The sequence below is a fragment of the Candidatus Paracaedibacter symbiosus genome (assembly GCF_000757605.1).
GTDB lineage: Bacteria > Pseudomonadota > Alphaproteobacteria > Paracaedibacterales > Paracaedibacteraceae > Paracaedibacter_A > Paracaedibacter_A symbiosus.
In genome coordinates this window covers 1,367,082-1,393,460 of the sequence record NZ_JQAK01000001.1, presented here as the reverse complement: position 1 = coordinate 1,393,460, position 26,379 = coordinate 1,367,082, and the positions used below count along the sequence as shown (strand labels likewise).

The following is a 26,379-nucleotide window of genomic DNA, read 5'->3' as shown; positions in this document are numbered from 1 at the left end:
TTTCTCTTATTAAAATTTAAATTCACCAGGATACGCATTCACCAAATTACCATATTTATCTGTGAGAATTGTAAGCGTTGGGGTGGGTTTTTCTCCATTTTTCTTTGGTAAATTACCTATAATTTTCCCTGTCTCTACCTCTCTTGCGAATATTCCGCTATCTGGAGCAATTCTTACGGGAGCTTGAATCGTTGTTTTATCCTCTAAGATTGATATTAACTCTTCGCGTGAGATTGTAAATTGGGATTTATTGTCTTTTCCAGCACCACCATGTTTTCTCCAGGCGGTTTCTATCTCTGAATTTTTATTGGTTCCATCGCCTTTGCGAATATTTATCCTGGTTTTGACCCGACCTGGAATGATCTGATTGCCTGAACTCTCTATGGCTGTAGGTGTGTCAGCTATTTGGCTCTCGCCAACCTTAAGAGCTTTGAGTTTTTTCCCCAACTGCTTGGTGGTGCTTTTGGCAGCTACTTTGGCAATCTGGGTGGCGCCTGTCAAGAGGAGAGCATCATCAATCGCATTGTGTATACTGCGAGCAGTATATTTATCGGTCAGACCTGTTGTGCGTAATGCCTTTTCAACCGTCTCCCCAACAACATCGCTAATGGCGCCCATCCCCTGGAGAAGATTTAAACTAAAGGCTAAATCAGCATGTTGTTCTGCATAGGATTCCTTTAAAAACTCTTTTGCTTGCGAGGTTAATTCATGGCCAACTTGAACTTCAAGATTACGAATACGCTGTTCTGCATAACTGGAGGGGGGGCCGTCCTGAATTGTGCCTGTAAACTCACCCCACGTTTGACCGAGACGCGTGGTTTGATCCATAAGAAGAGAAAATGCTAAGCCATTTTCTCGTATCATTATGAAAAGTCTGTGAAAACATTTGAAGTCTAAAAATCAATACAGCGGCCATTCTTTTCCCAATCACCATAACGGGTGGGATCTTTTTTAGGAGGAGGTGCTGCCGGCTCTTGGGTTGCTTCAGCATCCGATTCTTTAACCGGTTCCTCAGGCAGAGTATTACTTAACTTATCCATGGAATTATGCTATCCATAAAGTATATCTACTATAGTTTTATCGTATCTTGCCGAAATTAACCACGGCAAAGTTTTTTATAGAGTTTGTACACCCATGGCCCATCCACTCATTGCTCCCTCAATTCTGGCCGCCGACATTCTGAATCTAGAGGCTGAAGTCACGGCGATTACCCATGCTGGAGCGGATTGGATCCATGTTGATGTGATGGATGGCCACTATGTGCCAAACTTAAGTTTTGGTCCCGAGTTAGTGCGCACCTTAAAACAAAAAACAACACTCCCCCTGGATATTCATCTGATGATTCAGCCGGCTGCTCCCTATATAGAAGCCTTTGCCAAGGCAGGCGCCTCTGTTATAACGGTCCATCCTGATTCCGATATTCATATTCATCGGACGCTGAAAGAAATTCGCCGTCATGGCATCAAAGCCGGTCTTGCCCTTAATCCTGGGGTATCACTTGATGTTTTAGATTATCTATTACCAGAGATTGATTTGATTTTAGTAATGACGGTGAATCCCGGATTTGGGGGGCAGCGTTTTATTTCAGAAATGCTCCCGAAAATTAAAGCCGTCCAAGAAAAAATAAAAACCGCGCCCCACCCTATTTTGATTGAAGTAGATGGCGGCGTGACACCTGAAATAGTTCCAAACTTGCATCAATTAAATGTTGACGTCCTTGTCGCGGGATCAGCTATCTTTGCTAAGGGAAAAAACAATTATAAAAATACCATCCGTCAACTTCGTGGGGAATTATGAGTTCTTTTTTGCACTTAAAGCGCTGGAAAATCTATCCAGAACCTAGCTCCTTATTTCAGAATTTAAACAGACGCTTGCGCTTTGTTACCCAAAAAACACCGCTCTATCATTTGGCTTTAATGGGTAAAGCCCCTCAACGTCTCACAACAATTCCAACAGACCCTTGGCCAGGACAAACACATCTGGGACGTAAAATTTTAGAAGGGACTTTCATTCTCGGCCAAGAAGTCACCACAATTCAACAATTATGGTATCCCCATGGGTTATCAGGTGAGGCACTTTCTGATCTCCATAGTTTTGATTATTTACGTGATTTGCGGGCGATTGGTGACAATTCGTCTAGAAGAATGGCGCGACAACTGATTTTGCATTGGATTGAACGCAACCAACATTGGCGAACCCTTGCCTGGCGCCCTGAATTGATTGGCTTACGATTAAGTAACTGGTTAGGATTATACGACTTTTTTGCCGCCAGCGCTGACGAGGGATTCCGTAGTCAATTTTTCAAAAGCCTAATGCGACAAACGCGTCATCTGGCCCGCACCTGGGAATATGCACCTACCGCCACCCATAAGCTCTTTGCCTTACATGGACTAATGATGGCGTTGGCCTCTTTAAATCATGAGACGCAGCGCCTGCCAAAATTAATTCAAAAGTTGGAAAATCTCATCCAGCAGCAAATATTACCTGACGGCGGGCATTATAGCCGCTCTCCTTACTTACAATTAATGGTATTACGATTGTTGATAGATTTGCGGTCGCTCTTGCGTCAAATTCAACAACCCATCCCTGAAAGCTTGCAACAAATCATTAGCAAAATGGCCCCCCTTGTTCGCCTGTTTCGCCATAGCGATGGACATTTAGCCTGTTTTGGCCCCTATCATTCGGGCAACTCTAATCTCATCGATATGGTTTTATCCCTTGCCGATGTCCGCGGTCGCCCTCCCATTCGGGCCGACCATACAGGTTATGAACGTTGTACCAGCAAATCCGGGATGATTTTGATTAACACGCTGCCCTCCCTTTGCAAAACGCCTGGAGAAGGGTTGGAGCCTGGTATGGGGCTGTTTAATTTTGAGTGGAGCTCAACAAAACAACGCATTATCACCTATGGTGACTGTGTGGCACAAACATTTTCAGGGGAAATTTTATCAGCGATTGCCGATCCGGGACAGCAGATTTCCACTCATCAAACGCATCACTCCCAAGGCATTGTCTTTGAAGGCAGCTATCAGCATTTGCATAAAAATGAATACTTTGGCTTTGAACAAACTTTGTTTCTCAATAATGATAGCTTTGATTTTAGAGGCGAGACATCCATTCGGACCTCGCAAGCCTGTCTTATCGCCTTACGATTTGTCTTCCATCCAAGCCTGACCCTTCACCGAATCAATACCAAACGTATTATGGTCCAATCGCCCCATGGACCACGCTGGTTGCTGATTGCCTCAGGTCATTCGGATTTACAATTGGAACAGCTGACTGATGAATCAGAGAGTTCGATACTGATGCTGCTCGGCCAGGTGCAAGGCAACGATCAGATGACCATTCGCTGGGTATTTTCCCAGATGGAGTAGGAGTTTTCACTTTCTCCTGTTCCTATGGCAGAACGGCGTTTCGAAGAATGAGGTAACGTGACAATCTCCCCGACAATATAACAAGAAGATCACCACGAGACCTCCGGCTCCTCATAAGGATATCCAAATTACCATTTTAGACGATTTTACAAGCCTCCTCAAAATCAAAGCGAGGGCTACGGGGGAATAGTGCGCTGGCATCACCGTAGCCAAGGTTACAAATGAAGTTGGACTTAAAGGATGTCCCTGTAAAGAATGCTTCATCCAATTTTTGACTATCAAAACCTGACATTGGACCACAATCAAGACCGCAAGCGCGGGCAGCCAACATCAAGTATGCCCCTTGCAAAGTGCCGTTACGAAACGCTGAGATGTTGATAAGGTCGTCATTGCCAACAAACCAAGATTTAGCATCTGCATGGGGGAAAAGCTTTGGGAGTTGATTATAAAACTCATAATCTGAAGCAATCAGAGCAGTGACCGGGGCTGTCATCGTTTTGTCAATGTTCCCTTCTGCCAAACAGGGTTTTAATTTTTCTTTGGCTTCTTGAGACTGAACAAAAACAACCCGCATGGGCGAGCAATTAGCACTTGTGGGTGCCATCTTGGCCAAATCATAAACTTGTTTTAAAATTTCAGGCGCCACTGGTTTTGGCAGCCAAGCAGAATGGGTCCTCGCTTCACGGAAAAGAATATCAAGAGCTTTATCGTCAATCATGTTTATCTCCAATAGATATGTTAATTTTACCCTCATTATGAGAATATTTGGTTTTTAGAGAAAGACTATTTTCTAAACCTAATTAAATTATGTATAATTTTACTATAGTACGCCCTGTGTAAATTGTAAAAAACAAAGAAAGCTCTCCTAAGCTGTCATCTTACACACTGCGTTATAGTTTAAGTAACTGAGGCATTTTTGTGAAAACACCTGTTTCCGAAAAATTTTTGACTTATTATCATCGGGAACTTTCCTATTTACGGAATGCTGGTCAGTTATTTGCTGCCCAACACCCCAAAATTGCCAGACGCTTACAGTTGTCGCACAATGAGTCACCCGATCCACATGTAGAGCGATTATTGGAATCGTTTGCGTTTTTAACGGCTCAACTCAGTCAAGAAATTGACGATCGGCTCCCCCAAATTGCAGCCGCCTTGCTTGGGGTGCTTTACCCGCATCTGATCAATCCAATCCCCTCAATGTCTGTAGCACAGTTTGTTGTAGACCCCACCAAAGGTAAACTCACGAGCGGATTTGACATTGCTCGACATACACCCGTTTTTTCCTATGCAGAAGAAGGGGTTGCTTGTCGTTTTCGCACTTCCTACGCCGTGACTTTATGGCCAATTGAAGTGGTGAATGTGGATTTTGTCCATGCTGATGAATACGCTATCCGTCACGGTACCAAGGCAAAAAAATGGTATTTGCGACTGAAACTCAAATCCCAAGGGCTTAATTTTTCTGACCTTGATTTAAAAAGTCTGAGGTTTCATATTTCTTGTGACAGCGCTTTGGCCTTTACGATCTATGAATGTTTATTTGCCCAAACGCAGCACCAGATTTTGCAAAGTGTGGATGGCCATATAGCGAGTATTTTGCCAAATCAATCGTTGGCTCAAGTCGGTTTTAACGTGAATGAGTCCATTCTGCCCTCCCCCGACCATTCTCACCCCTCTTATCAGCTCCTCCATGAATATTTCCATTTTCCTGAGAAATTTTTATTTTTTGATATTAATAATCTGGATCTAAAAGCAGGTGGTGAGACGGCTGATTTATTGATTGGGATCGATAACCACGACATCATCGGCAAGATGGATCTTAAACCAAGCTATTTCAAATTGGGTTGCACCCCGATTGTCAATTTATTTAATAAAATCACAGATCCTTTACGTCTGGATCATCGTCATTTTGAATACCGCCTGGTCCCCGACCAACGGCGTGAACGCACAACGGAAATTTATTCAATCCAACGCGTTGCCTCAACTATTGATGAGAATCCGACAACCGTTGTCTTTACACCCTATTTTTCCTTTAGTCACAATGAGCAATTCAAAAACGCATCAACCTATTGGTTATCCCGTCGGGTAAGCTCTGAAAAGCGCGAGGTGCCAGGCACTGATGTTGTGTTGTCTTTTGTTGACTTAGATTTTAATCCTAAGCTACCGCCACAAAATACTATCTTTGCTCATACTTTGTGCACCAACAGATTCTTAGCCGAACAAATACCCTCTGGTGGGGTGTTACAACTGGAAGACAGGGCGCCCGTCAGCCAGATTGTTTGTCTCAATAAACCAACAAGCCAGATTTATTCACCCGAAGATGGGGAGACTTTATGGCGACTCATCTCGCAACTTTCCGTCAATCATTTATCGCTCACTGCGGGATCAGCTTCTGTCAATGCTTTAAAGGAGACGTTGAGGCTTTACTCGCGAACGACACAAAATTATGACCATGCTGAAATTGATAGCATTCAGGACATTGTCACTCGTCACACCACCCGACGGATGGGAGAGGAAGCCTGGCGAGGATTTGTGAATGGCTTGCATATCACAATGACTGTGAATGAGCGTTCTTATACGGGTGTCAGTGTTTTCTTGTTGGTCTCCGTGCTTCGGCACTTTTTTACGCTCCAAGTCTCAATGAATTCATTTATTGAACTGCAGCTTAATAGTATTCAACGTAATGGGGAGTGGATGAAATGGCAACCGTTGCGCGGCGATCAGATTATTCTTTAGAATCAGATCTTTACCAAGAAACCTATGAGTTTGAGTTTTCCCAAGCCATCCGTATTCTGGAAGGTTTGAATCAGAATTCAATTTCTTTTGGTGAGGGAGATGACCCCCTTAAAGAAGCCTTACAAGTTAAATCACGGCTGACGCTAGCAGTGTCGTCAAGTGATATCTATAGCGTCACAGCACCCTTAGGAGGCGACCACCGTCCTATCCTCACTGTTAACTTTTTAGGTCTTGCTGGTATTCAAGGACCGTTACCAACACCCTATACCGACTTGGTGATTGATCGTGTTCGTCACAAAGATACTTCTAGCCGTGATTTCTTAGATATTTTCAACCATCGGCTGGCTTCATTTTGGCACCGTGTTCGTAAGAAAGTCGTGCTCGGGATGGAACAAATCCCGCCAGAATCAACGGTTGCTGGCAAAACATTTTTAGACTTGCTGGGGCTCAATAGCCACTATCTTCGCCACAAATTACGCGTGCCGGATCGTTCCCTTCTTACATTTGCCCCGCTTTTCTGGCAGCGAACCAAATCAACAGCAGGTTTGCAACAACTGCTCAAAAGTTATTTCCAAACTGAAATCCATATACAAGAACTTCAAGGACATTGGCGCCAAGGTGCACTTGAGGACTTAAGTCTGATGGGGACACAGAAGGGACAGTATAACGTTCTTGGTAAAAGCGTCATCCTTGGCAAACGATCCTGGGACCAGGCAGCGGGGATCCGCATCTTTTTGAAACAGTTAAGTTGGAAAAAGTATCTTACTCATTTGCCAGGACAACACGGTCATGCAGCCTTGGCCAGTCTCACAAAATTTTATGGCGGGATTGACCATAAATTCACCTTTTACGCAGCGATCAAGCGAGAGGAAATCCCCCCCACTCTCCTTGGGAAAGTGGCACGCTTAGGACAAATTACCTGGCTTACGCGGGGCAAAGGCCAGGGATTTGATAACAATCCTGTTATGCGGTTATCTTATGATTCTGAATTCACTCTAAGAGCTTAACCCCAATTCTGATACACGCACATAAAACCAAGGCATGCACCATAGGCGCAAAGCTAGCCCCAGTTTGTTGCCACAAGAAAAGGCTAATTGCGGGCGCACAGCCGGAGAAAAGAACTGAGCCCAATGAATGACCAAGACTCACAAATCGGTAACGAGCCCCTACCCCACTGCGCGATAAAATAAGAGTAAACCCCGGAATAAACACAAGGGCGAGAGAGGTTGTCAATAGCAGCCATAACCACAAATTCACCTGGTGGTAAAATAGTTGAACCCCCAGAGCCAGGATGAGTGGCGTTGTGATAGCAAGCCCTAGCAAGATGACTTTTTTAGGACACCAATGATCGGCAAGCCAGGCCGCAGCAACTTGCGCCCCCATATGAACCAGCAGCAATTGGGGCGTAAATTTCTGCATCTGGGTACTTGGGAAAAGTGGCAAGACGTTACTTAAAAAAGACCCCAAATACACAAAAAAAATTTGATTTAATCCGCCGACACCACCACACAACAAAATCGTCCCCATGAAAGCTTTTTTGGAAAAAACTTGTGATTGACGTTCTTTTAAGGGTTGAGTTTGATAGATAAGGTAATCAGCGGACTCAATCAAAAAATGGCGCATAATAAAGACTATTATCCCCAAAACGCCCCCAATTAAGAATGGAATACGCCACGCATTTGCTGTCGCCAATTGCGGGGTAAGTGAGACGGCATAAGAAGCCAAAAAGACCCCGAAATAGGATGCGAGGCCTACTAAGCAATTAATTAAAGTCGGCCGATCTTTCAGAAAAGTCTCATAGAGCATGATTCGAATGCCATCGGTTTCGCCCGATAAAAAGATTCCCTGGAACAACCGACAACCGATCAAAATTACTGTGGCAGTCACCCCCCAGTCTTGATAGGTTGGCAAGATCCCAATCAAGATGGTTGGGATAACAATTCCCAGCATTGTCCATTTCAACGCAATTTTGCGGCCGAATCTATCTCCAATCCATCCAAAAATGAGAGAACCAATAGGTTTGGCAAAAGATCCTAAGGCAAAAACAATATAGGTTTTAAGAAGGGATCCACTGGAATCATCTGCCGGGAAATAAAGTTGACTAATGAGAGCAGCTGTAAATCCATACAGGGTGTAATCATAATACTCAACAATTGTGCCCAAGAGAGGCAGCCAAAAACCTTTAGTTGTGGGAAGCCTGAAATAGCTAACGAATTGGCGTTTTTTAATAATTGTGTTCATTCACTCTTCCTCCGCTGGTATGAGCCAGATCAGGTTATAAGGGTATTTCTCAGCTGCAAGGCAGCACCCCTGGTGTTTTCTTAAAAAGACAACCTGACTATACCTTTCATTTATGTAAGTTACAATGAGATTATAGGTAGGTGAAAAAGTGTTAAATCGAAATAAAACTTCACATTTTTAACTGAATGTATAATATTAGCAAATTAAATTGAAGCGTTGTGATGGTATAGAACGTAGCTTTAGATGAGAGTTGAAGTCCTAAAACACCGTTAACAGAAGACAAGCCTTTAAGGTTTTTAATGCGACGGAAAATCGCCAAAAATCAGCTTAGAAAAGTTAACTTTTCCATTCAATTTATTATAAATGAGGAGAAAATTCGATGTTTCAGAAAATGTTTCTTATTCTAAGTGTTGCGCGCGCGACTATTTATCAGCCCCATGCCATGGAGCCCAATTCAGAAATAATCACAGACACACAAACGACGCTGATTCCAAAGAAAATCCCCTTTGTCATACACAACACAAGTAGTACTCTCGAATTTCGTCAGAACCAAAGATATTCGCTTATTGACTCTCCATTTATAGAAAAAGATCTTGGCACTTTAAAAAAATTGCGGTTTCGCGTCATCCCAGGAGCTATTACTGAAAACAAAAAAATATTTACTGAGTGGATGAATTATAACTCCTGTTTTAACCCAGCAACCCAGATGTTATCGACACGTGCCAGCACTCTCATTACCTTGCAGGATCCAGCATCTGTGACAAAAATTTCAGAACAACACTATAATAATCTTGGTAATAATAATCTCCTTCCAAAAAATATCTCTATTACCGAAGATCTTGCTAATAGCAAACTGTTAACTGTTATTTATTCCTTTGATATCTCAAAATTTATCCAATCAACACCCGCTGGGGGAAAATTGTATCAAAAGATGTGTTTTGCTAAAACATTTATATTAGATGTCAGCATGTCTTCGATTGAAAGCATCGATTTAACCTTTTACGGATTTAAAAATCGCCTGGATACTCCTAATATGTCATTAACAATCAATAAGACGCAAACGAGGTATACTTATGGCTATATAAATGAGTATTCCAATTAGGAAACCAATACTAATCAACTTGTGCATGCCGATACTTTTGCGTGGACAAGCGAGTTATTATTCCCTTTTAAAATAACTTGTAAGAAAAATAATATTGATTTTACAAAAGAAAACTTTGTTGGGTATTTACAAGGTATTTTCAACCAGAAAGTCTTCTTAAACTATCGGCCGAACTCCACATTCATTACGACAGCTGTTCAGACGTTGCCCGCTTTTAACCAATAGCTGTTGAGGGATTCAGAGGCACAAGGGATAGATTTTATAGCGCAGTTTTGGGAAAAATTTCTCGTCTTAAAAACCGTCAATAGCTGGTCCTCTTTAAGGTTTTTAAGACGATGAAAGGACGTGAAAAATCAGCTAAGAAAATGCTGTTTTTGGACTTAATTCACTATACGTCTTTGGAAGAGTTAAAATTCTTAACGTTTTTTGAGGTGCTGGCGCTGGTGTTGCTTTATTTTTTGTTTAATCTCTAAAATACTGGTGCGTGCGGCATTCACCCCTGCTTTGTAAACATAAGGATTTAAGCCCTCATCAAATGTACCAACAGAGGCCAGTGGCACATTAATAACATAATCTGCTGTTTGAGTGACTAATCGCCCCTGCTGAAGATAACTGATTTCCAAAGACCGTTTCAAAATCCCGAAAACATGAGAGGGCACTTCGTCTGATAATTGATCACCAAGATTGACAGCAATAACAAAATCAGCCCCAATTTTCCGAGCAATGTCAACCGGCACGGCATTAGCAACCCCGCCGTCAACAAAATAGTTACCCTGAATATTGACAGGCAAAAATACGCTTGGAAAAGCAGCAGAAGCCCGTACAGATTTATTTAAATCACCAGAAGAAAAAGCTGTAAGTTCCCCTGTTTTTAGATTGGTCGCCACCGCCACAAATGGCATCTGTAAGTCCGCGAAAGTTTTTGCAGTGAGATTTTCTTTCAAAAACTGTTTCATCGCCCAGCCATTACTGAACCCATAGGGTAAATGTGCCAATGAGATATCAAGCAAATCGTCCCGCTCAATCTTTAACAGCAACTGTTTTATATGCGCAAGGTCAGGCTTATCCGCATACAGTGCTCCTACAATTGCCCCCGCACTGCAGCCAACAATAAGATCTGGCTTAATCCCAGCCGCAGTTAATTCTTCTAACACTCCAAGATGAGCAAGACCCTTTGCTCCGCCCCCACCAAGGACAAACGCCACCTTAATATTGTCATAATGCGGCAGTGCTGGGCGATAGATCGATGCATTATTATCTAGGTTAATCGTTGTACAACCACTTAAGACCAAACAACAAAAGGTCATAAAAAATCTGGAGAATTTAGACTGTGTGCCTCTCATAAAAAGACGGCAAATGAAATCTACGAGAAGAAACATTGGAGGGGATGATTTTTTGAAATGAAATCTGCTCACAGAATACTAAGTTTAAAAAATAGCTTAGGGAAAACCCTAAGCTATTAACCTTGACGTGCTTTAAAACGTGGGTTTTGTTTGTTGATGATGTAAGTTCTGCCGCGACGACGAACTAATTTACAACCTTTATGACGAGACTTTAGTGTTTTTAGGGAGTTTGCGATTTTCATAACAAAATACTCAAAATTAAATCATTAAACTCTTTTTAAGGGATAATCAGGCTTATGTCAAGTCTTGGGTTGCGAGCTGTGGCAAATAATGTCAAATTTTTTGGCACCTGTGGCAAATTTAGCTGGAAATTCTTAAAAGTGTTGAAATAAAGTAGAGCCATTTTGTTTCAGCCACTCTCTTGCCTGTTTATATTGAGGGAAAAGCGCAGCAACGACTCGCCAAAAATCAGGACTATGATTGAGATGAACAAGATGCGCTACTTCATGGGCACCCACATATTCAAGAATAAAAGGTGGCGCCAGAATCAACCGCCACGAAAAGGACAACAAGCCATCCTGGCGACAGCTTCCCCAACGCGATTTATAATCTTTAATTTGTATGCCTTTAAAACTGACTTCAAGACGGGTTGCAAAATCAGAGCAGTGTTTTTCAAGTTGTTGCAGCGCCTCACGCCTAAAAATAGGTTTGAGACGGACTTTTATCAGATCAGAATCCATGTTATGGCAGATCAGCTGCTGCTCATGATTAAAGGCAACATTTAACCTTTTATGGGAAGTTGATTGAAAAACAAGTTGATAGTTTTTCCCCTGAAAAAGAATTTCCGAAGCATGGGTATTTGTCTTCGAAAAGGTAGCAAGTTGAGTTATTAACCACTCTTGATGCTGCCACACAAACGCTGTGATTTTTTCTAGCGATAGACGCTTAGGAGCCATGACAACAGGCTTCTTTTTTAGCCGATCAATACGCAGACGCAGTGTCTTTGCTGCTGCATGGCGTTGCACGGTCACGGTAATATCGTTGATTTTGATAATTTTTTGTGCGTCTGAGAAAGCCATTTAATAGAGTAATTGTAAGTGGAGAATTGACATTTTATAGCGTAGTTTTGGATGAGAGTCCAAGCTTTTAAAACAGAGAAGAGTCAAAGCTACTTAAGCCTTTTTAAGAAAATAGATGATCACTAAAAATTAGCTTAGATTTTTTCATCCCTCCTTCACTCAAGAGAGATATGGAGATATTTTTAGCCGAAATAGATTTAGGTGCATTGGAGGCACAAAGCCTTGTCTTTTTCAGTTTTTCTTCATACTGCGCAATAAAACTATTGTGAATTCTTATCTGTTTAGTTATGTTTGTACCCGGAGAGGTGGCCGAGTGGTCGAAGGCGCACGATTGGAAATCGTGTATACGGCAACGTATCGAGGGTTCGAATCCCTTCCTCTCCGCCAGAAATAGAGAAAATACAAGAGTCAAGATTAAAAGCCGACGCTGCGTCTTGAGTCTTGTATTTTTTTGTTTAAGAGTTGGAATAGGATGATAATCCTCGATATGCCCTTTCTTTCTGCTAAAGATAACTTCTTTGGAGAAATCTCCCCCTGATGATGACATTTATCGCTTTTATTGGTGCTGCAGTTGCTGAAATCACTGGATGTTTTGCCTTTTGGTATTGGCTTAAATTAAATAAATCTGCTATGTGGTTAGTCCTTGGGACGGTTTCTTTGTGGTTATTTGCCTATCTCCTCACTTTGGTTGAATCTGAGTTTGCTGGCAGAGCTTATGCGACATACGGGACAGTTTATATTTTTGCCTCGATCCTTTGGATGTGGGTTATAGAAGGAAATACGCCCGATCGCTTTGATATTATTGGCACGTTTGTGTGTGCGATTGGTGCTCTTATCATTTTTTTTGGCCCTCGAGGATAATCAATACTTGATTCTCTGCCTGAAGGATATTTTATATTCACATGTGACACTCGTATTTCTAACAAATTAATTCCTCATCTATTAGAACCGCAATATAAACATTCAAAGTCTCTGCTGCAGTTTTACACACAGTATTCTCATCATTTTCCGCAGTAAATTGACTGGAAAACAAAAAACAATGATTATATAAATATGGAAAAACTAATTAAAAAACTAATGGAATTCCTTATGATTTCTATTCACAAAACAGCACGTCTTTCTTGCCTAACTCTAAGCCTTTTTTTTGGTGGAATGCTAACCTCCACGCCAACTTTTGCCATGGATAGGCAGTGGGACGAGCAATCTGAAAAAAAATTTCAGCTTTTGAAGGAAATTCGTTATCAACTCCAAGATAACTTAGATTTAAATAAGTGGGATTTAGAGAGCCTTCGGGAAAATGTAAGAAAATATATAAAGTTAACCTCTACAGAAGAAACAGTCCCACATATCGATTTACTTAGACAGGCTGGTAACGAGCTAAAAGACTTCAGTGATAGCTTATTAGCATTTAGTACTGACCGAGTGGAAGATTGCCGCCATTCTTTAGAACAATTGACCACTTCCACTCAAAATTCAATCTCTTCAAAGCAACAGATTACAAATTTAAAACTTTTATTGGAGAATCGTTTACACACCAGTCTTGTTAATCAAGAAACAGCAAGAGACTATCAACAAACAATTAAGACATATCTTTCCGACTCTCTTGAAAGTCCTATGCCCCTCGACAAGGGAAAACTAGGCCAGTTTATTCCCTTCGCAGAATATAATGGCCTCACAGATTTATTGACGGAGATATACTATTATGCTGAAGAAAAAACGCTAAGTGATCAGAAAATCACTGACATTTATTACGAAGCACTTAATGATTTTGGTTTAGAAGAAATGATGAAAAATTTTTCATGTATCTTCTCTTTAGCAAGGGTTTTTGAGGAATATTTAATTAGTCGTACTGGATTTCTTCTCTCTCGCCAAATGACATTACAAAAAGGATCCACCCCATCAACCAAACAAAAAGATCAAGATTCATTAGATAAGCTTGACCGTGAAAAAGTAGAGATAGCTTGTACATTGTTTCAAAATCTTACCGAACCTCTCGCAATCATCTATAAAACATTGAAGCAAGTAAGTGGAAATAAAAATCCAGACTATCTATTATCGCCAGAAATCAAAGAATTACTTGCAGCATCACCAACACTCCTTCCCTATTTGCAGGGACAAAACGATGTGTCTGTAGACCCCGATTCATGTCTTGCTGATGTTGTATATTTTGATAGACTCAAAAATAAGACCATCATTGAAATTAAAAACAGGCTTGGAATCGTTCTTGCTCCACCACTAAAAAATTTAAAGCGTAATGAACGGCGCGAGATTGAGCGTCAATCAAAAAAAGAGGCCAAGAAAAAAGAAAAGCAACCATTATCTAAATCAAAGACTCAATCAAGTCTTACCCAAATTAAAGCAAAACAACTGCAACTAAAGGCTCAACCAAGTGTTGCTAAAATTACACCAAAACAACCCCCACAAAATCAAGTAAATCAGCTGGCGAAAAAACATGCAGTACAACCCATTGCACCACAATCAAGCTCTTCCTCACCAAAGGAACAACTAGATCTCACTCCTCGCCCACTAAAATATGAAGCAGTATCGTCCTCCAATTCTGTCACCTCTTCTTCAAAAGAAGAGATAAAAGAGCAACTAATCTCTCCCAAACCTAAACGGTGGCGCGGTGATGTCGTTGTTAGACGCCAAAAAGAAAGCAAAACGTTAGATTTAACGAGCGCTACTAAGGATTTAAATCTAGAAGTAGAACAGAAAAACACTCCCACTGCGACATCTTCAAATGTATCAGAAAGTAGCAGTGATTACGAAGTAACAACCTTTGTCACTCAACAAAATCTGAGTAAAGAAAATCTTAAAACTTTGGATCTCCTCTGTGATAATACCACCCATCCTAACACCATTTCACGGGATGGTTTCTTCAAGTTACTTGAAAAACTTGGAATTGCAGTGAAAGGAACTACTGGGAGTATTTATAGCCTTAAATATGAGAATAAAACCAAACTAATGCATATTCATGAGGAATTAGGACGCAATGTAACGAAACGAGCTCGCTTGGTCTTAGAATATTTTGGATTTTTGACAAAATAATAAAAAGCCCCCTCCATTGGGGGCTTTCTCTTTATCTAGAATACATTTAGCTTTACGCGGCACCTAATAACTTTAAAACGTAAGGCAAAATACCATCGCTCTTAAAGTAATCAACTTCATCTTGGGTATCAATACGGCATTTCAGATGAATGGTTTCCATCTCACCGTTGGGGCGTGTAATTTCGCATTTCACCGCCATACCTGGCGTAATCCCTTTTTCAAGACCCACCAAATTGATTGTCTCAAAACCAGTGAGACCCAAAGTTTTACGGTTGACGCTCTCTGGGAAAACAAGGGGTAAAATTCCCATTCCAACAAGGTTGGAACGGTGGATACGCTCAAAGCTCTCTGCAATGACTGCCTTCACTCCAAGCAACTTTGTTCCCTTCGCTGCCCAGTCACGAGAGGAGCCAGTCCCATACTCTTTTCCAGCAATCACCACCAACGGTGTTGATTCTTGACTATACTGCATGGCTGCTTCATAGATAGAAATAATTTCGCCGGTAGGACCAAAACGCGTATAGCCGCCTGTCTTTTCTGGAACCATTTCGTTAGCTAAACGAATATTGGCAAAAGTTCCGCGCATCATGACTTCATGGTTACCACGGCGTGACCCATAAGAGTTAAAATCAGGAATATCGATGTGATGCTGGGTCAGATATTTGCCAGCTGGGCCATCTTTTTTAATACTTCCTGCCGGCGAAATATGGTCCGTCGTTACACTGTCCCCCAACAATGCCAAAACTTTAGCCCCTTGAATGTCACCTATGGCTGTTTTCTGATGCAGATTGGTAAAGTAAGGTGGATTTTTGACATAGGTGCTGTCGTCATCCCAACTAAAAGTTTCACTAGGTTTCGCAGCAATTTCCTGCCATTCAGTGTCGCCTGTAAAGACGTCAGCATAGCGAGATCTAAACATTTCGGGGGTGAGGAATTGATCAATGGACTCTTGAATTTCTTTGGAGGTTGGCCAAATATCTTTCAAGTACACAGGTTGGCCATCCTTTGAAATACCCAACGGTTCTTTGGTGATATCAATGGCCATCGTACCGGTCAACGCATACACAATCACCAAAAGCGGTGAAGCTAAATAGTTGAGCTTTACATGCGGATTAATACGTCCTTCAAAGTTACGATTGCCCGACAAAACACCAGCGACACTCAAATCATTTTTCTCAATAACCTCAGAAATTTCTGGGTTAAGAGGACCTGAGTTACCAATGCATGTCGTGCATCCATAACCTACAAGGTAAAAACCCATGCTCTCTAAATCTTTAATGAGGCCTGATTTTTCCAGATAATCACTGACAACTTGTGAACCTGGCGCCAAAGAGGTTTTGACCCATGGTTTTGGTTTGAGCCCCAGTTGGTGCGCTTTGCGCGCCACTAAACCCGCACCCAACATCACCGATGGATTAGAAGTGTTGGTACAGCTGGTAATTGCGGCAATCACCACGTCCGCATTCTTCAAGGTGTAATCTTTTCCTGCAACGGGGAAGTCAATCTCAACAGACTTTTGTTCAGTCGCCAATGTTTTAATACATGCGTCTTTCGCCTCACTCACATAAACGCGATCTTGAGGACGTTTTGGTCCTGCCAACGTCGGCAAGACATTACCCAAATCAAGTTCCAATAGCTCATCATAAAGGGGGTCAGCGGCGGTGTGATCATGCCATAACCCTTGTTCTTTCGCGTAAGTCTCCACTAGGTTGATACGTGCCTGATCGCGACCTGTAAATTTCAAATAACGCAAAGTTTCTTGGTCAATAGGGAAAAAACCACAGGTAGCCCCATATTCAGGCGCCATGTTGGCCACGGTTGCTCGGTCAGCGATGGTGAGGTGCTCAAGTCCTTCGCCAAAAAATTCAACAAATTTCCCAACCACACCTTTGGCACGTAAAATATTGGTGATAGTTAACACCAAGTCAGTGGCGGTAATGCCTTCAACTAATTTACCAGTTAATTTGAAACCAACAACTTTGGGAATGAGCATGGAGAGAGCTTGACCCAGCATCGCAGCTTCTGCTTCGATACCTCCAACACCCCACCCCAGAACCGCCAACGCATTGACCATCGTCGTATGGCTATCTGTCCCAACCAACGTATCCGGATAGGCAACAAGAGTGCCATCTTCTTCCGTGGATGTCCACACACACTGAGCCAGATATTCCAAGTTAACCTGGTGACAAATTCCAGTTCCTGGTGGGACTACCCGGAAATTTTTAAAGGCAGTTTGGCCCCATTTTAAAAAAGTATAGCGCTCTAAATTGCGCTTAAACTCCATCGCCACATTCTTTTTAAAGGCATCTTCTCGGCCGTAATAATCAACCATTACCGAATGGTCGATCACCAAATCCACAGGAATTAATGGATTGATTTTTTCAGGATCACCACCCAAGGTTTTCAGGGCATCACGCATTGCGGCCAAATCAACCACCGCGGGAACACCAGTAAAATCTTGCATCAAAACACGTGCGGGGGAAAAGGCAATGTCGGAAAAAACTTTATCTTTTCCTGGCAGTTGGCAAAGCGCCTTGATATCTTTTAGCTGAACGCTCTTCCCATTTTCAGTCCGCAATAAATTTTCTAGCAAAACGCGTGTTGAATAGGGAAGTTTACTGATGGAAGAAAGACCCGCTGCCTCAGCTTTTTTCAAGCTATAATAGGTATAACTTTTGCCTTCAACAACAAGGGTAGAGCGAGTACCAAGACTATCTAAAGAGCGCACCATAAAAGACCTCATGTGCTAAAAGTTTAGTGATTCAAAATGCTGACATCGGGAAAGTATAAACCGACGTTAGTTAAAACACCCTTAAGACTTACCTGCTTGCCTGTCAAATTTAGAATTTCTATCCAAATCTTGCTTTGCGTCCAAATTTATACTTATGGAAGAGCGTAAGCATAATTAGGATAAATTTCAATAAAAGTTTATTTATTTGCCGGGGCAAAGAAAAAATTCTTGAAATAGACTGTAAGATTATCGGTTTTAGCTTTTTCTGTCGTAATTTTAGCCGTTAATTCTCGAGCAATCTTCAAAATAGCATCTTGATTTAAAGGTTGATCAGGAAGCCAACGATCACAAATCAAACTATAAAGTTGCGTCATGTACGCATCAAAGAGAATCGGGAAAAGAGGTTTTAACGTTTCAATAGAAGTCCCATCTTTTGTTGCAAGTTGGATTTCCAAGCGCAAATATCCATACACTTTGCTGGCCTTGATAATGGGAATTATCATTGGTTCTAAAGTCTTAAAATTACTTGCATCTGCCGGCCCAGCCATCATCGCTCTTGTCGGCATAGGGGGAGCTTCCTCTCCATTGGCAGGACTGGTGACTTCAGCAGCTTCACCCTCTTCATCGGCCATCACGATGTGGGGACAGCTCAAAAGAGTAATACTCAAGAATAGCTGTAAAAACTGCATCATTGCGGAACCTGTTTAGATAAATTATCAAGTGAGGCGTTGACAAAAGCTGGTTCTTGTCCGGAAAAAAAAGCTTTTGTTACATTAACATACTCATTAATGATAACGGGTTTTGGCGCATTTGTATTCCCCAAAAGCTCATAAGTAGCCGCCCGTAAAATTGCTTTCACGACAACTTCCAAACGCTCAATTGTCCATCCATTTGCCAATATGTTACTAATCAAAAGATCAAGTTCCTGACGTTTCTCGTAAACCCCTGAGACGATCTGTTCAAAAAGGTCTTCATTTACTTTGACGGGAAAAAGTTTTTCTTCCTTAAAACGGTGTGCAATAAATTGGCCAATAACAGCTCGTGGACTAATAGGTTCAATTTCCAATTGGTAAAGCGCTTGTACAGCCGCTAAACGAGAGGCAGTTCGGGCCCCAAAAGCCCGAGTTTGTTTCGTATCCATTATTTTTCCAAGACCATATTTTTTAAGAGGTTATCAGCAAAATCTTGCAGCTTGGTTAATTTTTTCAAGCTCAAGGCGGTAGAGTTCTAATTCGTCATCATTACAACGAGGTATTTGAAGGGGATTACCCTCGACAAAAACACCCTATGAAAATGGCAGGGGAATACATAAGTTATCCCATGAATTAATGCGTTTATAGCGATTGATGGTCTGCCCGCGGGTCATCCTATAAATAAACCTTAAGGAGAGACTAAGGAGAAAGGAAAAAAATTCAAGAAAAACACCAGAAGGAGTGATTTTTTTAGGCAGCTTTTTCATTCAGTATCCTCGTCCAACCGCGCTTGACGATGCCACAATTTATAATAATGTTGTTGTTGTTGAAGCAACTCATGGTGTGTTCCTCGCTCAACAATGCTACCATTTTCAAGGACGTAGATCAAATCAGAATCAACAATCGTTGACAAACGATGCGCCACGACCAAGGATGTTTTCCCCTGCATCAAGGTAATAAAAGCATCTTGAATATGTTTTTCAGACTGACTATCAAGGGCGGACGTGGCCTCATCCAAAAGTAAAATTGGTGCATTTTTTAAAATGGCTCTTGCAATAGCAATTCGTTGGCGTTGGCCGCCCGATAGGCGTGTCCCATTTTCACCTACCAATGTCTCATAACCCTCTTTTAACTTCTCAATAAAATCGTGGGCACCAGCTGATTTGGCAGTAGCGATTACTTCTTCTTTGGTTGCTTGAATATTACCATACAAAATATTGTTATAGATCGTATCATCAAATAGAGAAATTTCTTGGCTCACAAGAGAAATATTATGCCTTAAATTTTGCAAATCATAGTGAGTGATTGGTTGGCCATCAATTAAAATTTCCCCTTTTGCTGCATCATAAAAACGGGGGACTAAATTAATAAGAGACGATTTCCCCGACCCACTACTACCTACAAAGGCAACTTTTTGGCCCCTGAGAATTTCTAAATTAAGATTCCTCAAAGCTTTCTTCCCATTCGGATAACTAAAGGAAACATCTTTAAAAGTAATTTCCCCTTGGAAGCGTGGCTTAATAATGGGCTCATTCATCGACTGAATCTGAGTAGGCGCGTCAATAATTTTAAAAACACGCGTCGCCGCAATGATCCCTTCTTGCAAGCTGTGATTGACGTTACTGATCCGTTTTAATGGCTCATAAGCTAAAAATAGTGCGGTAATAAAAGAAACAAAATCACCCGTCGTACGTGTGCCATTCATCACTTGTAAACCACCATAAACAAGAATCGAGCTAATAATCAAACCTGCTAAAATATCAATAATAGGATTACTTAGAGCCCGCGTTTGGGATGATTTAGTAATTAATCCCACAATAGCATTGGTTTGTGTCTGCATGCGCCTCACTTCATAAGCTTCCATACAATAGGCCTTAACAACGCGAATACCTTGGAAAATTTGTGATAAGTAGCTGGCGAGCGATCCATGTTCATCTTGAGCCTTATCAATAACCCGTCTGAATCGTTTATTGAGTTTTGCCAAGAATAAGGCCACAATCGGGATCAGCATCAGCGATACAGCCGCCAAGAGGGGATCGCGAACAAACAAAAGTGTCACCAAACATACAAGATTTAAAGTATCTCGGGTAAACGAAATAATCACGTTACTGACAGTGGCACGCATCAAATTCACATCATTCGTAAAGATGGAAATCAGACGACCCGTTGCGTGTTGCTGAAAAAAAGAATAGTCAGTGTTGATCAAATGTTGAAACAGACGGTTTTGAATATCTGAAATCACGCGTTGCCCTAGGTTTGTCATTGTAACGGCTTCCCCAAAAGCCGCAACACCCCTGCAAGCAAAAACAGCAAAAATAGCACTACATACGTATACAAGAGCCGTTTTATCGTGGCTCACAAAAATGTCATCAAAAACTGGCTTTAAAAAGTAGGGAATTGCCGCATTGGAAAGCGCTGACAGAATCAAAAAGCCAATTGCCATAAAGAAGTGGGTTTTGTAACATAAGATATGTTCGCGCAATAACCGTCTGAACAGTTGACGCGTTTGCGGATTTAACAAAAAATTTTTAAGGCTTTTCTTCATAACAATTATTTAGCTTAATTTTTGACGGATTGACTAGTAAAAAGAGAATAAAAAAGGTAATAAAATCCCTATGAACCTAAATCAGCGTCTTCTTGATTGGACTAATTGGCTAAAACTAACGAAGCGATTTTCTTCCCACACACTCTATGCCTATGAGCGAGACTTTCGTGAATTTCTGACATTTATGGCGCAGTATAAAGCAGAAACCCTCCTTGAACAAGCATTGATTGATCTTAAAATTACAGATTTCCGTAGTTGGCTGGCTTTTCGGAATAATAAAGGTCTCTCACCACGCTCAACGGCACGCGCTTTATCGGTTGTCCGTAATTTTTATACCTATCTCGGCAAGCAAACAGGCAATACTTGCCCGGCTTTAACGGCGGTACAATCTCCCCGTGTCAAAGTGAGCTTACCACGCCCTTTAAGCGAAGGGCAAACGGCAGAGTTAATGACAGATATTGAGGGGTTTGCGACAGAAGAATGGCTGGGATTACGAGACAAAGCGTTATTTGTTTTACTGTATGCAACGGGAATGCGTCTCGGCGAAGCTTTGAATCTGACGGGGTACTGTCTGCCGTTAACAGATCGATTAGCGATTATTGGCAAAGGAAAAAAACAACGAATTGTGCCGATTATTCCCGCCGTGCAAACCACAATTACAGCTTATGTGAAGGCCTGTCCCTTTCCCATTGAGGCAACAACACCCCTTTTTTTGGGGGTTAAAGGGGGGGCGCTCAACCCATCAATGGCCCAAAAAACCTTGCGCCTTTATCGCCGTGCTATGGGATTACCAGAATATGTCACACCGCACGCGTTGCGTCATTCCTGCGCGACACATTTGATGTCGCAAACACAGGATTTGCGTGGCATTCAAGAGCTGTTAGGCCATGCATCCCTTGCCACAACCCAAATCTATACCAGCATCGATCAACAACAACTGATGCAAACCTATAACAAAGCCCACCCTCGCGGAAGGAGAAGATGAGGGGGAGATAACATTTCCTGAAAACGCAGAGCGCTTACTTGGTGTCAGGCAAAAAATGTCCGCCGCCTCTTGTATGATCATTCTGCTTTCTGACTATTCTCTAAATCTTTAAAAGATAACTTTAAACGTTTAGCATAAAAAGGTGATTATTATTAAGTGCCTGACCCTCCATTAAGCATTCTGCCATCCTCCTTCTTAGTTGAGACAACTTTTTTAGCCCAATGTTCATTTATAATATTGTAAAGGATTGATTAACAGTCTAAATATCATAATAGGATCAATATGACCTTAGAGTTTGGATGTTTCATCATTGGAAAAAAACGGGCAAGCGCTGCGTTGGCGCAAAATACTCCTCTTTTGTATTTTAATTCTCAGCCTACCCATTGGCATGAGAGCCTTATTTTATCCAACTGCCCCTTCTCACAAAGAAAAACCCTATGTGAATGTCTATAACTGGTATGGCATGATCCCTGCCCATCTGGTGCAGCAGTTTGAGGAGGAAACTGGTCTCACTGTCCGCTATGACCTTTATGATAATAATGAAATTCTTGAGGCAAAGTTGTTTTCTGGAAACTCAGGTTATGATGTTGTTTTTCCGTCAGCTTCTCCTTATGTTCAGCGTCAAATTGAAGCAGGTGTTTATCAAAAACTTGATAAAACATTGCTGCCCAATTTAGTTCATATGGATTCTCTCATTTTTGACCGGATGCGCGTTGCTGATCCTAATTTAGAATTTGCAATTCCTTACTATTGGGGCACGTTTGGGTTTGCCTATGTCGAAGAAGAAATTAAAAAGCGTCTACCAGGAGCACCTACTCATAGCTACCGAATGCTGTTTGATCCAACAATTGTCAGTCATTTCAGTGATTGCGGTGTCACCTTACTGGATGAAGCGGTTGATGTCTATCCTGCAGCCATGGCTTATTTGGGCATTAATCCCCATAGTGATTCCTTAGAAGATCTGACTAAGGTTCAGCAGGATTTACTCGCCATCCGTCCCTTTATAAGTCGCTTTAGCAGCTCTCGTTTTGTCAATGAGCTTGTGTCGGGTGAAAGCTGTGTGGCCCAAGCCTGGTCAGGCGAGGCCCAACTTGCCCAGCAACGGGCCGATGAAGTGGGTAAACCTATCCATATCCGCTATGTTGTCCCTGAAGAAGGGGGAACCATGTGGATTGATGTGATGGCTATCCCTAAAGATGCACCCCACCCTAAAAATGCCCACAAATTCATCAACTTTTTATTGCGTTCTGAAGTTGCTGCTGAAATCGCCAATTATACTCAGCTTGCCGTGACGGTCAAAGGGGCGTTACCTCTTATTGAGGATAAGATTAAGAATGACCCCACGATTTTTCCAAAACCAGAAACTTTAGCAAAGCTAAAACTCGATAAACCACAAGCGCTCTCTTATGAGCGGCACCGGACGCGGTTATGGACACAATTTAAAATAGGCAAAGTAGATGCTCACCCCAGTGAACCCGCTCCAATGAAGACCAGCAATATTAGAAAAGGATAAGAAGAGGATGCCACCAATTTCACAACCTCTACGCGCCGTTGAACCTTGGCAAGATCCAAAGGCACGCCCTTACATTGTTGTTGACAACATCTCCAAAACCTTTGGTTCAGTTGCGGCAGTCAAAGGGGTTTCTCTATCGGTTTATGAGGGAGAACTCTTTTCTTTATTAGGGGGCTCAGGCAGCGGTAAAACCACCTTATTACGGATGTTGGCTGGGTTTGAAAAACCTTCTTCTGGTCGTATCCTTATTGACGATATTGACGTAACTGACTGGCCTCCTTATGAACGTCCCGTCAATATGATGTTCCAGTCTTATGCCCTCTTTCCCATGATGACGGTAGAACAAAACGTCGCTTTTGGCTTAAAGCAAGAACGTTTACCTAAACATATCATCCGCGACCGAGTTAAGGCTGCCCTTGATCTTGTGCAAATGTCTTCTTATGCGGAGCGTAAACCAAATCAGTTATCCGGTGGACAGCGCCAACGGGTGGCGCTCGCCAGAAGCCTTGTCAAAGAACCAAAACTCCTCTTGTTAGACGAACCTTTAGGAGCACTCGATAAGAAGCTTCGCGAGCAAACTCAATTTGAATTAGTGAACATTCAAGAACGTGTGGGCATTACCTTTATTATGGTTACCCACGATCAAGAAGAAGCCATGACGATGTCCACCCGAATGGCAATTATGGATGAGGGGCGAATTCGTCAAATCGGGGCTCCGCATGACCTCTATGAATTCCCTAATTCTCGCTATGTGGCCGAATTTATTGGATCCATGAACATCTTTGAAGGGGTGGTGATGGAAGATGAAGAAGATCATGTGTCTATCGATTCAGAAGAAGCTTGTTGCAATCTCTATGTTACTGACTCAGCCGCCGTCCCGGTAGGCTCGCACGTGGCGGTGGCAATCCGCCCGGAAAAAGTGATGATTTCCACAACACCGCTTGCAGGTAACCGAAATACGGCCAAAGGGGTAGTGCGTGAAATTGCTTATCTTGGTGATATTTCTATTTATTACGTCCAATTAGCCTCGGGTAAAATTGTGCAAGCAGCTAGACCAAATCTATTGCGTTTTTCTGAACGGGAAGTTAAATGGGAAGATGAAGTTTATTTGTTTTGGCGTTCCGAAAATGGAGTGATTTTAACATCATGACGCAGCAACTCCACCCCCAAAAAACAAAATCGAAGCCTGTATGGCGCAATCGCTATACTGTTGCGTTGATTCCTTATTTCTGGTTGATTTTGTTCTTTTTAATTCCCTTTTTAATGGTTCTAAAAGTTTCTTTCTCCCAGACAATTTTGGCAATTCCGCCTTATCAACCCCTATTGAATTTTGCCTCTGAAGGGATTTTAACCATTACTCTGAATTTGAATAATTATATTCGGATGGTAACGGATTCTTTTTACGCGACTGGCTTTCTCGCCTCTCTCACCATCGCGCTGATTTCAACCATTTTTTGCCTGATTTTTGGCTACCTAATTGCTTATGGCATTAGCCGTGCCTCGTCCCATTGGCGCAGTGTCCTACTGCTCTTGGTTATTTTGCCTTTTTGGACCTCGTTTTTGGTGCGTGTTTATGCCTGGATAGGGATTTTGAGTAAAGATGGATTGCTGAACAATTTGCTACTTTATTGCGGTTTAATTTCTGAGCCAAAGCAATTCTTATACAACAATATTGCTGTGACTATTGGCGTTGTTTATTGTTATCTCCCTTTTATGGTGTTACCGATTTATTCTACCTTGGAAAAGCTAGATGATGTGTATTTAGAAGCCGCCTACGACCTTGGTTGCCGCCCCTGGCAGGCCTTTTGGCGCATCACTGTCCCTTTATCAAAAGCTGGAATCTGGTCGGGTTGCGCTTTGGTCTTTATTCCAGCTTTGGGTGAGTTTGTTATCCCAGAGCTCCTTGGGGCTCCTGATAACTTAATGATTGGCCGCATTATTTGGCTTGAGTTTTTTAACAACCGCGATTGGCCCATTGCCTCCACTGTTGCAGTGATTATGCTGATGCTATTTGTGGTCCCCATTATGATTATGCAACGCCGCCAACTGGATCGACAGGAGACAAACTAATGCGCCGTTTTTCCACTGTCACAATTTTAGGCTTAATCTTAGGATATGCCTTTTTATACCTCCCGATTTTAACTGTTGTGGCTTTTTCTTTTAACGAGTCAAAATTGGTGACCACTTGGAGCCAATTTTCACTTAAATGGTATGTCTCTTTATGGAATAATGAAGGATTGCTCAGTTCAATTCTCACCAGCTTTCATATTGCGGCGGTCACAGCGACCGTTGCCGTTATTTTGGGAACATTGTCCGCTCTGATTATGGTGAGATTTGGCAAATTTAAGGGTCGAACTTTGTTTAGTGGCTTGATCTCCGCTCCTCTCATTATGCCAGATATTATCACTGGCCTTGCCATGTTAATGTTATTTGTTGCCACTGAACAGTTGATTGGTTGGCCAAGCCATCGTGGTATTTTAACAATTACGATTGCCCATATTACCCTTGCCACTGCCTATGCCTATTTAGTGGTGAAAGCCCGACTTCAGGATTTTGATGTCTCATTGGAAGAAGCAGCGCTGGATCTTGGCGCCAAGCCTTTCAAGGTGTTCATGATCATTACTTTACCGTTAATTGGCCCTTCCCTTGTGTCCAGTTGGCTTTTATCCTTTGCGTTATCTCTCGATGATTTAGTGATCGCAAGCTTCCTGTCAGGGCCTGGTTCTACGACTCTGCCAATGTTGATTTTCTCCAGCATTCGCTTAGGCGTGAGCCCTGAAATTAATGCCTTGGCTACAATTATTGTGGGTATTATTTCTCTGGCAGTTCTGATTGCTGGGATTATTATTTACCATCAGCAAAAGAAAAAGCGATATTAGGTGCATACAGCCTAGGTCAAATGCTGGTATCTCTTTCTATTTTTACTTCTCTGCACGAGAGATAAAGAAAAAATTAAGAAAATATATTTATCCTGAATTAGATGTTCAAATAAA

General features: G+C 42.0%; 23 protein-coding genes, 1 tRNA gene and 1 riboswitch. Of the genes, 13 read left to right on the top strand and 11 right to left on the bottom strand.

Annotation, left to right across the window (positions count from 1 at the left end; genetic code table 11):
• Nucleotides 1–9: 9 nt before the first annotated feature.
• Nucleotides 10–828 carry a hypothetical protein gene (locus tag IG80_RS14630; protein WP_052046149.1) on the bottom strand — a complete coding sequence of 273 codons (819 nt, stop codon included), beginning with the start codon at nt 826–828 and terminating at the stop codon, nt 10–12.
• A gap of 65 nt (nt 829–893) precedes the next feature.
• A complete protein-coding gene (locus IG80_RS13970) occupies nt 894–1,040 on the bottom strand; it encodes a DUF1674 domain-containing protein (RefSeq protein WP_084756196.1) in 147 nt (48 codons plus the stop codon).
• A gap of 94 nt (nt 1,041–1,134) precedes the next feature.
• Here IG80_RS13970 and rpe point away from each other — a divergent pair, with 94 nt between their 5' ends.
• Nucleotides 1,135–1,797: a ribulose-phosphate 3-epimerase gene (gene rpe, locus IG80_RS0106340; protein WP_032113000.1), complete on the top strand. Its 663-nt coding sequence runs from the start codon at nt 1,135–1,137 to the stop codon at nt 1,795–1,797.
• On the top strand, nt 1,794–3,374 hold the full coding sequence (locus IG80_RS13225; RefSeq protein WP_052046147.1) for a heparinase II/III family protein: 1,581 nt from the start codon (nt 1,794–1,796) through the stop codon (nt 3,372–3,374). The genes rpe and IG80_RS13225 overlap by 4 nt, the downstream gene beginning before the upstream one ends.
• A 136-nt stretch (nt 3,375–3,510) precedes the next feature.
• Here the strand turns inward: IG80_RS13225 and IG80_RS0106330 are convergent, their stop codons facing one another.
• The gene (locus IG80_RS0106330; protein WP_032112999.1) at nt 3,511–4,092 is read right to left on the bottom strand and encodes a malonic semialdehyde reductase; all 582 of its coding nucleotides are present in this window, start codon (nt 4,090–4,092) and stop codon (nt 3,511–3,513) included.
• A 200-nt stretch (nt 4,093–4,292) separates the two neighbouring features.
• Here IG80_RS0106330 and tssF point away from each other — a divergent pair, with 200 nt between their 5' ends.
• Nucleotides 4,293–6,107, top strand: coding sequence for a type VI secretion system baseplate subunit TssF (gene tssF / locus IG80_RS0106325; protein ID WP_032112998.1), 1,815 nt, complete (start codon nt 4,293–4,295; stop codon nt 6,105–6,107).
• Entirely contained in the window at nt 6,071–7,114 is a 1,044-nt protein-coding gene (tssG, locus tag IG80_RS0106320; RefSeq protein WP_032112997.1) for a type VI secretion system baseplate subunit TssG, read from the top strand. Before tssF ends, tssG begins: the two co-directional genes overlap by 37 nt.
• Here the strand turns inward: tssG and IG80_RS0106315 are convergent.
• Nucleotides 7,098–8,348, bottom strand: a complete 1,251-nt coding sequence (locus IG80_RS0106315) for an MFS transporter (RefSeq protein WP_032112996.1) — start codon at nt 8,346–8,348, stop codon at nt 7,098–7,100. The two genes, tssG and IG80_RS0106315, sit on opposite strands and share 17 nt — an antisense overlap.
• Nucleotides 8,337–8,429: riboswitch (TPP riboswitch) on the bottom strand. Its footprint overlaps the gene before it by 12 nt.
• A 298-nt stretch (nt 8,430–8,727) precedes the next feature.
• Here IG80_RS0106315 and IG80_RS0106310 point away from each other — a divergent pair.
• Complete coding sequence (locus IG80_RS0106310) at nt 8,728–9,450, top strand: hypothetical protein (protein WP_032112995.1); 723 nt, start codon at nt 8,728–8,730, stop codon at nt 9,448–9,450.
• Nucleotides 9,451–9,866: 416 nt separating this feature from the next.
• Here IG80_RS0106310 and IG80_RS0106300 read toward each other — a convergent pair whose 3' ends face one another.
• The 3 genes from IG80_RS0106300 to IG80_RS13220 form a co-directional block, all read right to left on the bottom strand.
• A complete protein-coding gene (locus tag IG80_RS0106300; protein WP_052046146.1) occupies nt 9,867–10,757 on the bottom strand; it encodes a patatin-like phospholipase family protein in 891 nt (296 codons plus the stop codon).
• Between the two features lie 152 nt (nt 10,758–10,909).
• Entirely contained in the window at nt 10,910–11,035 is a 126-nt protein-coding gene (gene ykgO, locus IG80_RS13965) for a type B 50S ribosomal protein L36 (RefSeq protein ID WP_075553164.1), read from the bottom strand.
• 132 nt (nt 11,036–11,167) lie between these two features.
• Complete coding sequence (locus IG80_RS13220; protein ID WP_052046144.1) at nt 11,168–11,872, bottom strand: M48 family metallopeptidase; 705 nt, start codon at nt 11,870–11,872, stop codon at nt 11,168–11,170.
• Nucleotides 11,873–12,171: 299 nt separating this feature from the next.
• On the opposite strand from IG80_RS13220, the gene IG80_RS0106290 reads away from it, so the two are divergent.
• The 3 genes from IG80_RS0106290 (at nt 12,172) to IG80_RS0106280 (ending at nt 14,920) form a co-directional block, all read left to right on the top strand.
• A tRNA-Ser gene (locus IG80_RS0106290) sits at nt 12,172–12,259 on the top strand.
• Nucleotides 12,260–12,409: 150 nt separating this feature from the next.
• Entirely contained in the window at nt 12,410–12,733 is a 324-nt protein-coding gene (locus IG80_RS0106285; protein WP_032112993.1) for a YnfA family protein, read from the top strand.
• Between the two features lie 192 nt (nt 12,734–12,925).
• Nucleotides 12,926–14,920, top strand: coding sequence for a hypothetical protein (locus tag IG80_RS0106280; RefSeq protein ID WP_032112992.1), 1,995 nt, complete (start codon nt 12,926–12,928; stop codon nt 14,918–14,920).
• Between the two features lie 52 nt (nt 14,921–14,972).
• On the opposite strand, the gene acnA is transcribed toward IG80_RS0106280, so the two are convergent.
• The 4 genes from acnA to IG80_RS0106260 all read right to left on the bottom strand — a co-directional run bounded on the left by acnA (nt 14,973) and on the right by IG80_RS0106260 (nt 20,864).
• A complete protein-coding gene (gene acnA, locus IG80_RS0106275) occupies nt 14,973–17,663 on the bottom strand; it encodes an aconitate hydratase AcnA (protein ID WP_269517169.1) in 2,691 nt (896 codons plus the stop codon).
• A gap of 185 nt (nt 17,664–17,848) precedes the next feature.
• Complete coding sequence (locus IG80_RS0106270; protein WP_032112990.1) at nt 17,849–18,343, bottom strand: flagellar basal body-associated FliL family protein; 495 nt, start codon at nt 18,341–18,343, stop codon at nt 17,849–17,851.
• The gene (nusB, locus tag IG80_RS0106265; RefSeq protein ID WP_032112989.1) at nt 18,340–18,792 is read right to left on the bottom strand and encodes a transcription antitermination factor NusB; all 453 of its coding nucleotides are present in this window, start codon (nt 18,790–18,792) and stop codon (nt 18,340–18,342) included. The genes IG80_RS0106270 and nusB overlap by 4 nt, the downstream gene beginning before the upstream one ends.
• 314 nt (nt 18,793–19,106) lie before the next feature.
• A complete protein-coding gene (locus tag IG80_RS0106260) occupies nt 19,107–20,864 on the bottom strand; it encodes an ABC transporter ATP-binding protein (protein ID WP_232224342.1) in 1,758 nt (585 codons plus the stop codon).
• 94 nt (nt 20,865–20,958) lie between these two features.
• On the opposite strand from IG80_RS0106260, the gene IG80_RS0106255 reads away from it, so the two are divergent.
• The 5 genes from IG80_RS0106255 (at nt 20,959) to IG80_RS0106235 (ending at nt 26,265) form a co-directional block, all read left to right on the top strand.
• Complete coding sequence (locus IG80_RS0106255) at nt 20,959–21,873, top strand: tyrosine recombinase XerC (RefSeq protein WP_032112987.1); 915 nt, start codon at nt 20,959–20,961, stop codon at nt 21,871–21,873.
• 310 nt (nt 21,874–22,183) lie between these two features.
• A complete protein-coding gene (locus IG80_RS0106250) occupies nt 22,184–23,386 on the top strand; it encodes an extracellular solute-binding protein (RefSeq protein ID WP_052046143.1) in 1,203 nt (400 codons plus the stop codon).
• A 7-nt stretch (nt 23,387–23,393) separates the two neighbouring features.
• Nucleotides 23,394–24,536, top strand: coding sequence for an ABC transporter ATP-binding protein (locus tag IG80_RS0106245; protein WP_032112986.1), 1,143 nt, complete (start codon nt 23,394–23,396; stop codon nt 24,534–24,536).
• Complete coding sequence (locus IG80_RS0106240) at nt 24,533–25,456, top strand: ABC transporter permease subunit (RefSeq protein WP_032112985.1); 924 nt, start codon at nt 24,533–24,535, stop codon at nt 25,454–25,456. The genes IG80_RS0106245 and IG80_RS0106240 overlap by 4 nt, the downstream gene beginning before the upstream one ends.
• Nucleotides 25,456–26,265, top strand: coding sequence for an ABC transporter permease subunit (locus IG80_RS0106235; RefSeq protein ID WP_032112984.1), 810 nt, complete (start codon nt 25,456–25,458; stop codon nt 26,263–26,265). The genes IG80_RS0106240 and IG80_RS0106235 overlap by 1 nt, the downstream gene beginning before the upstream one ends.
• The last annotated feature ends 114 nt before the right edge of the window (nt 26,266–26,379 follow it).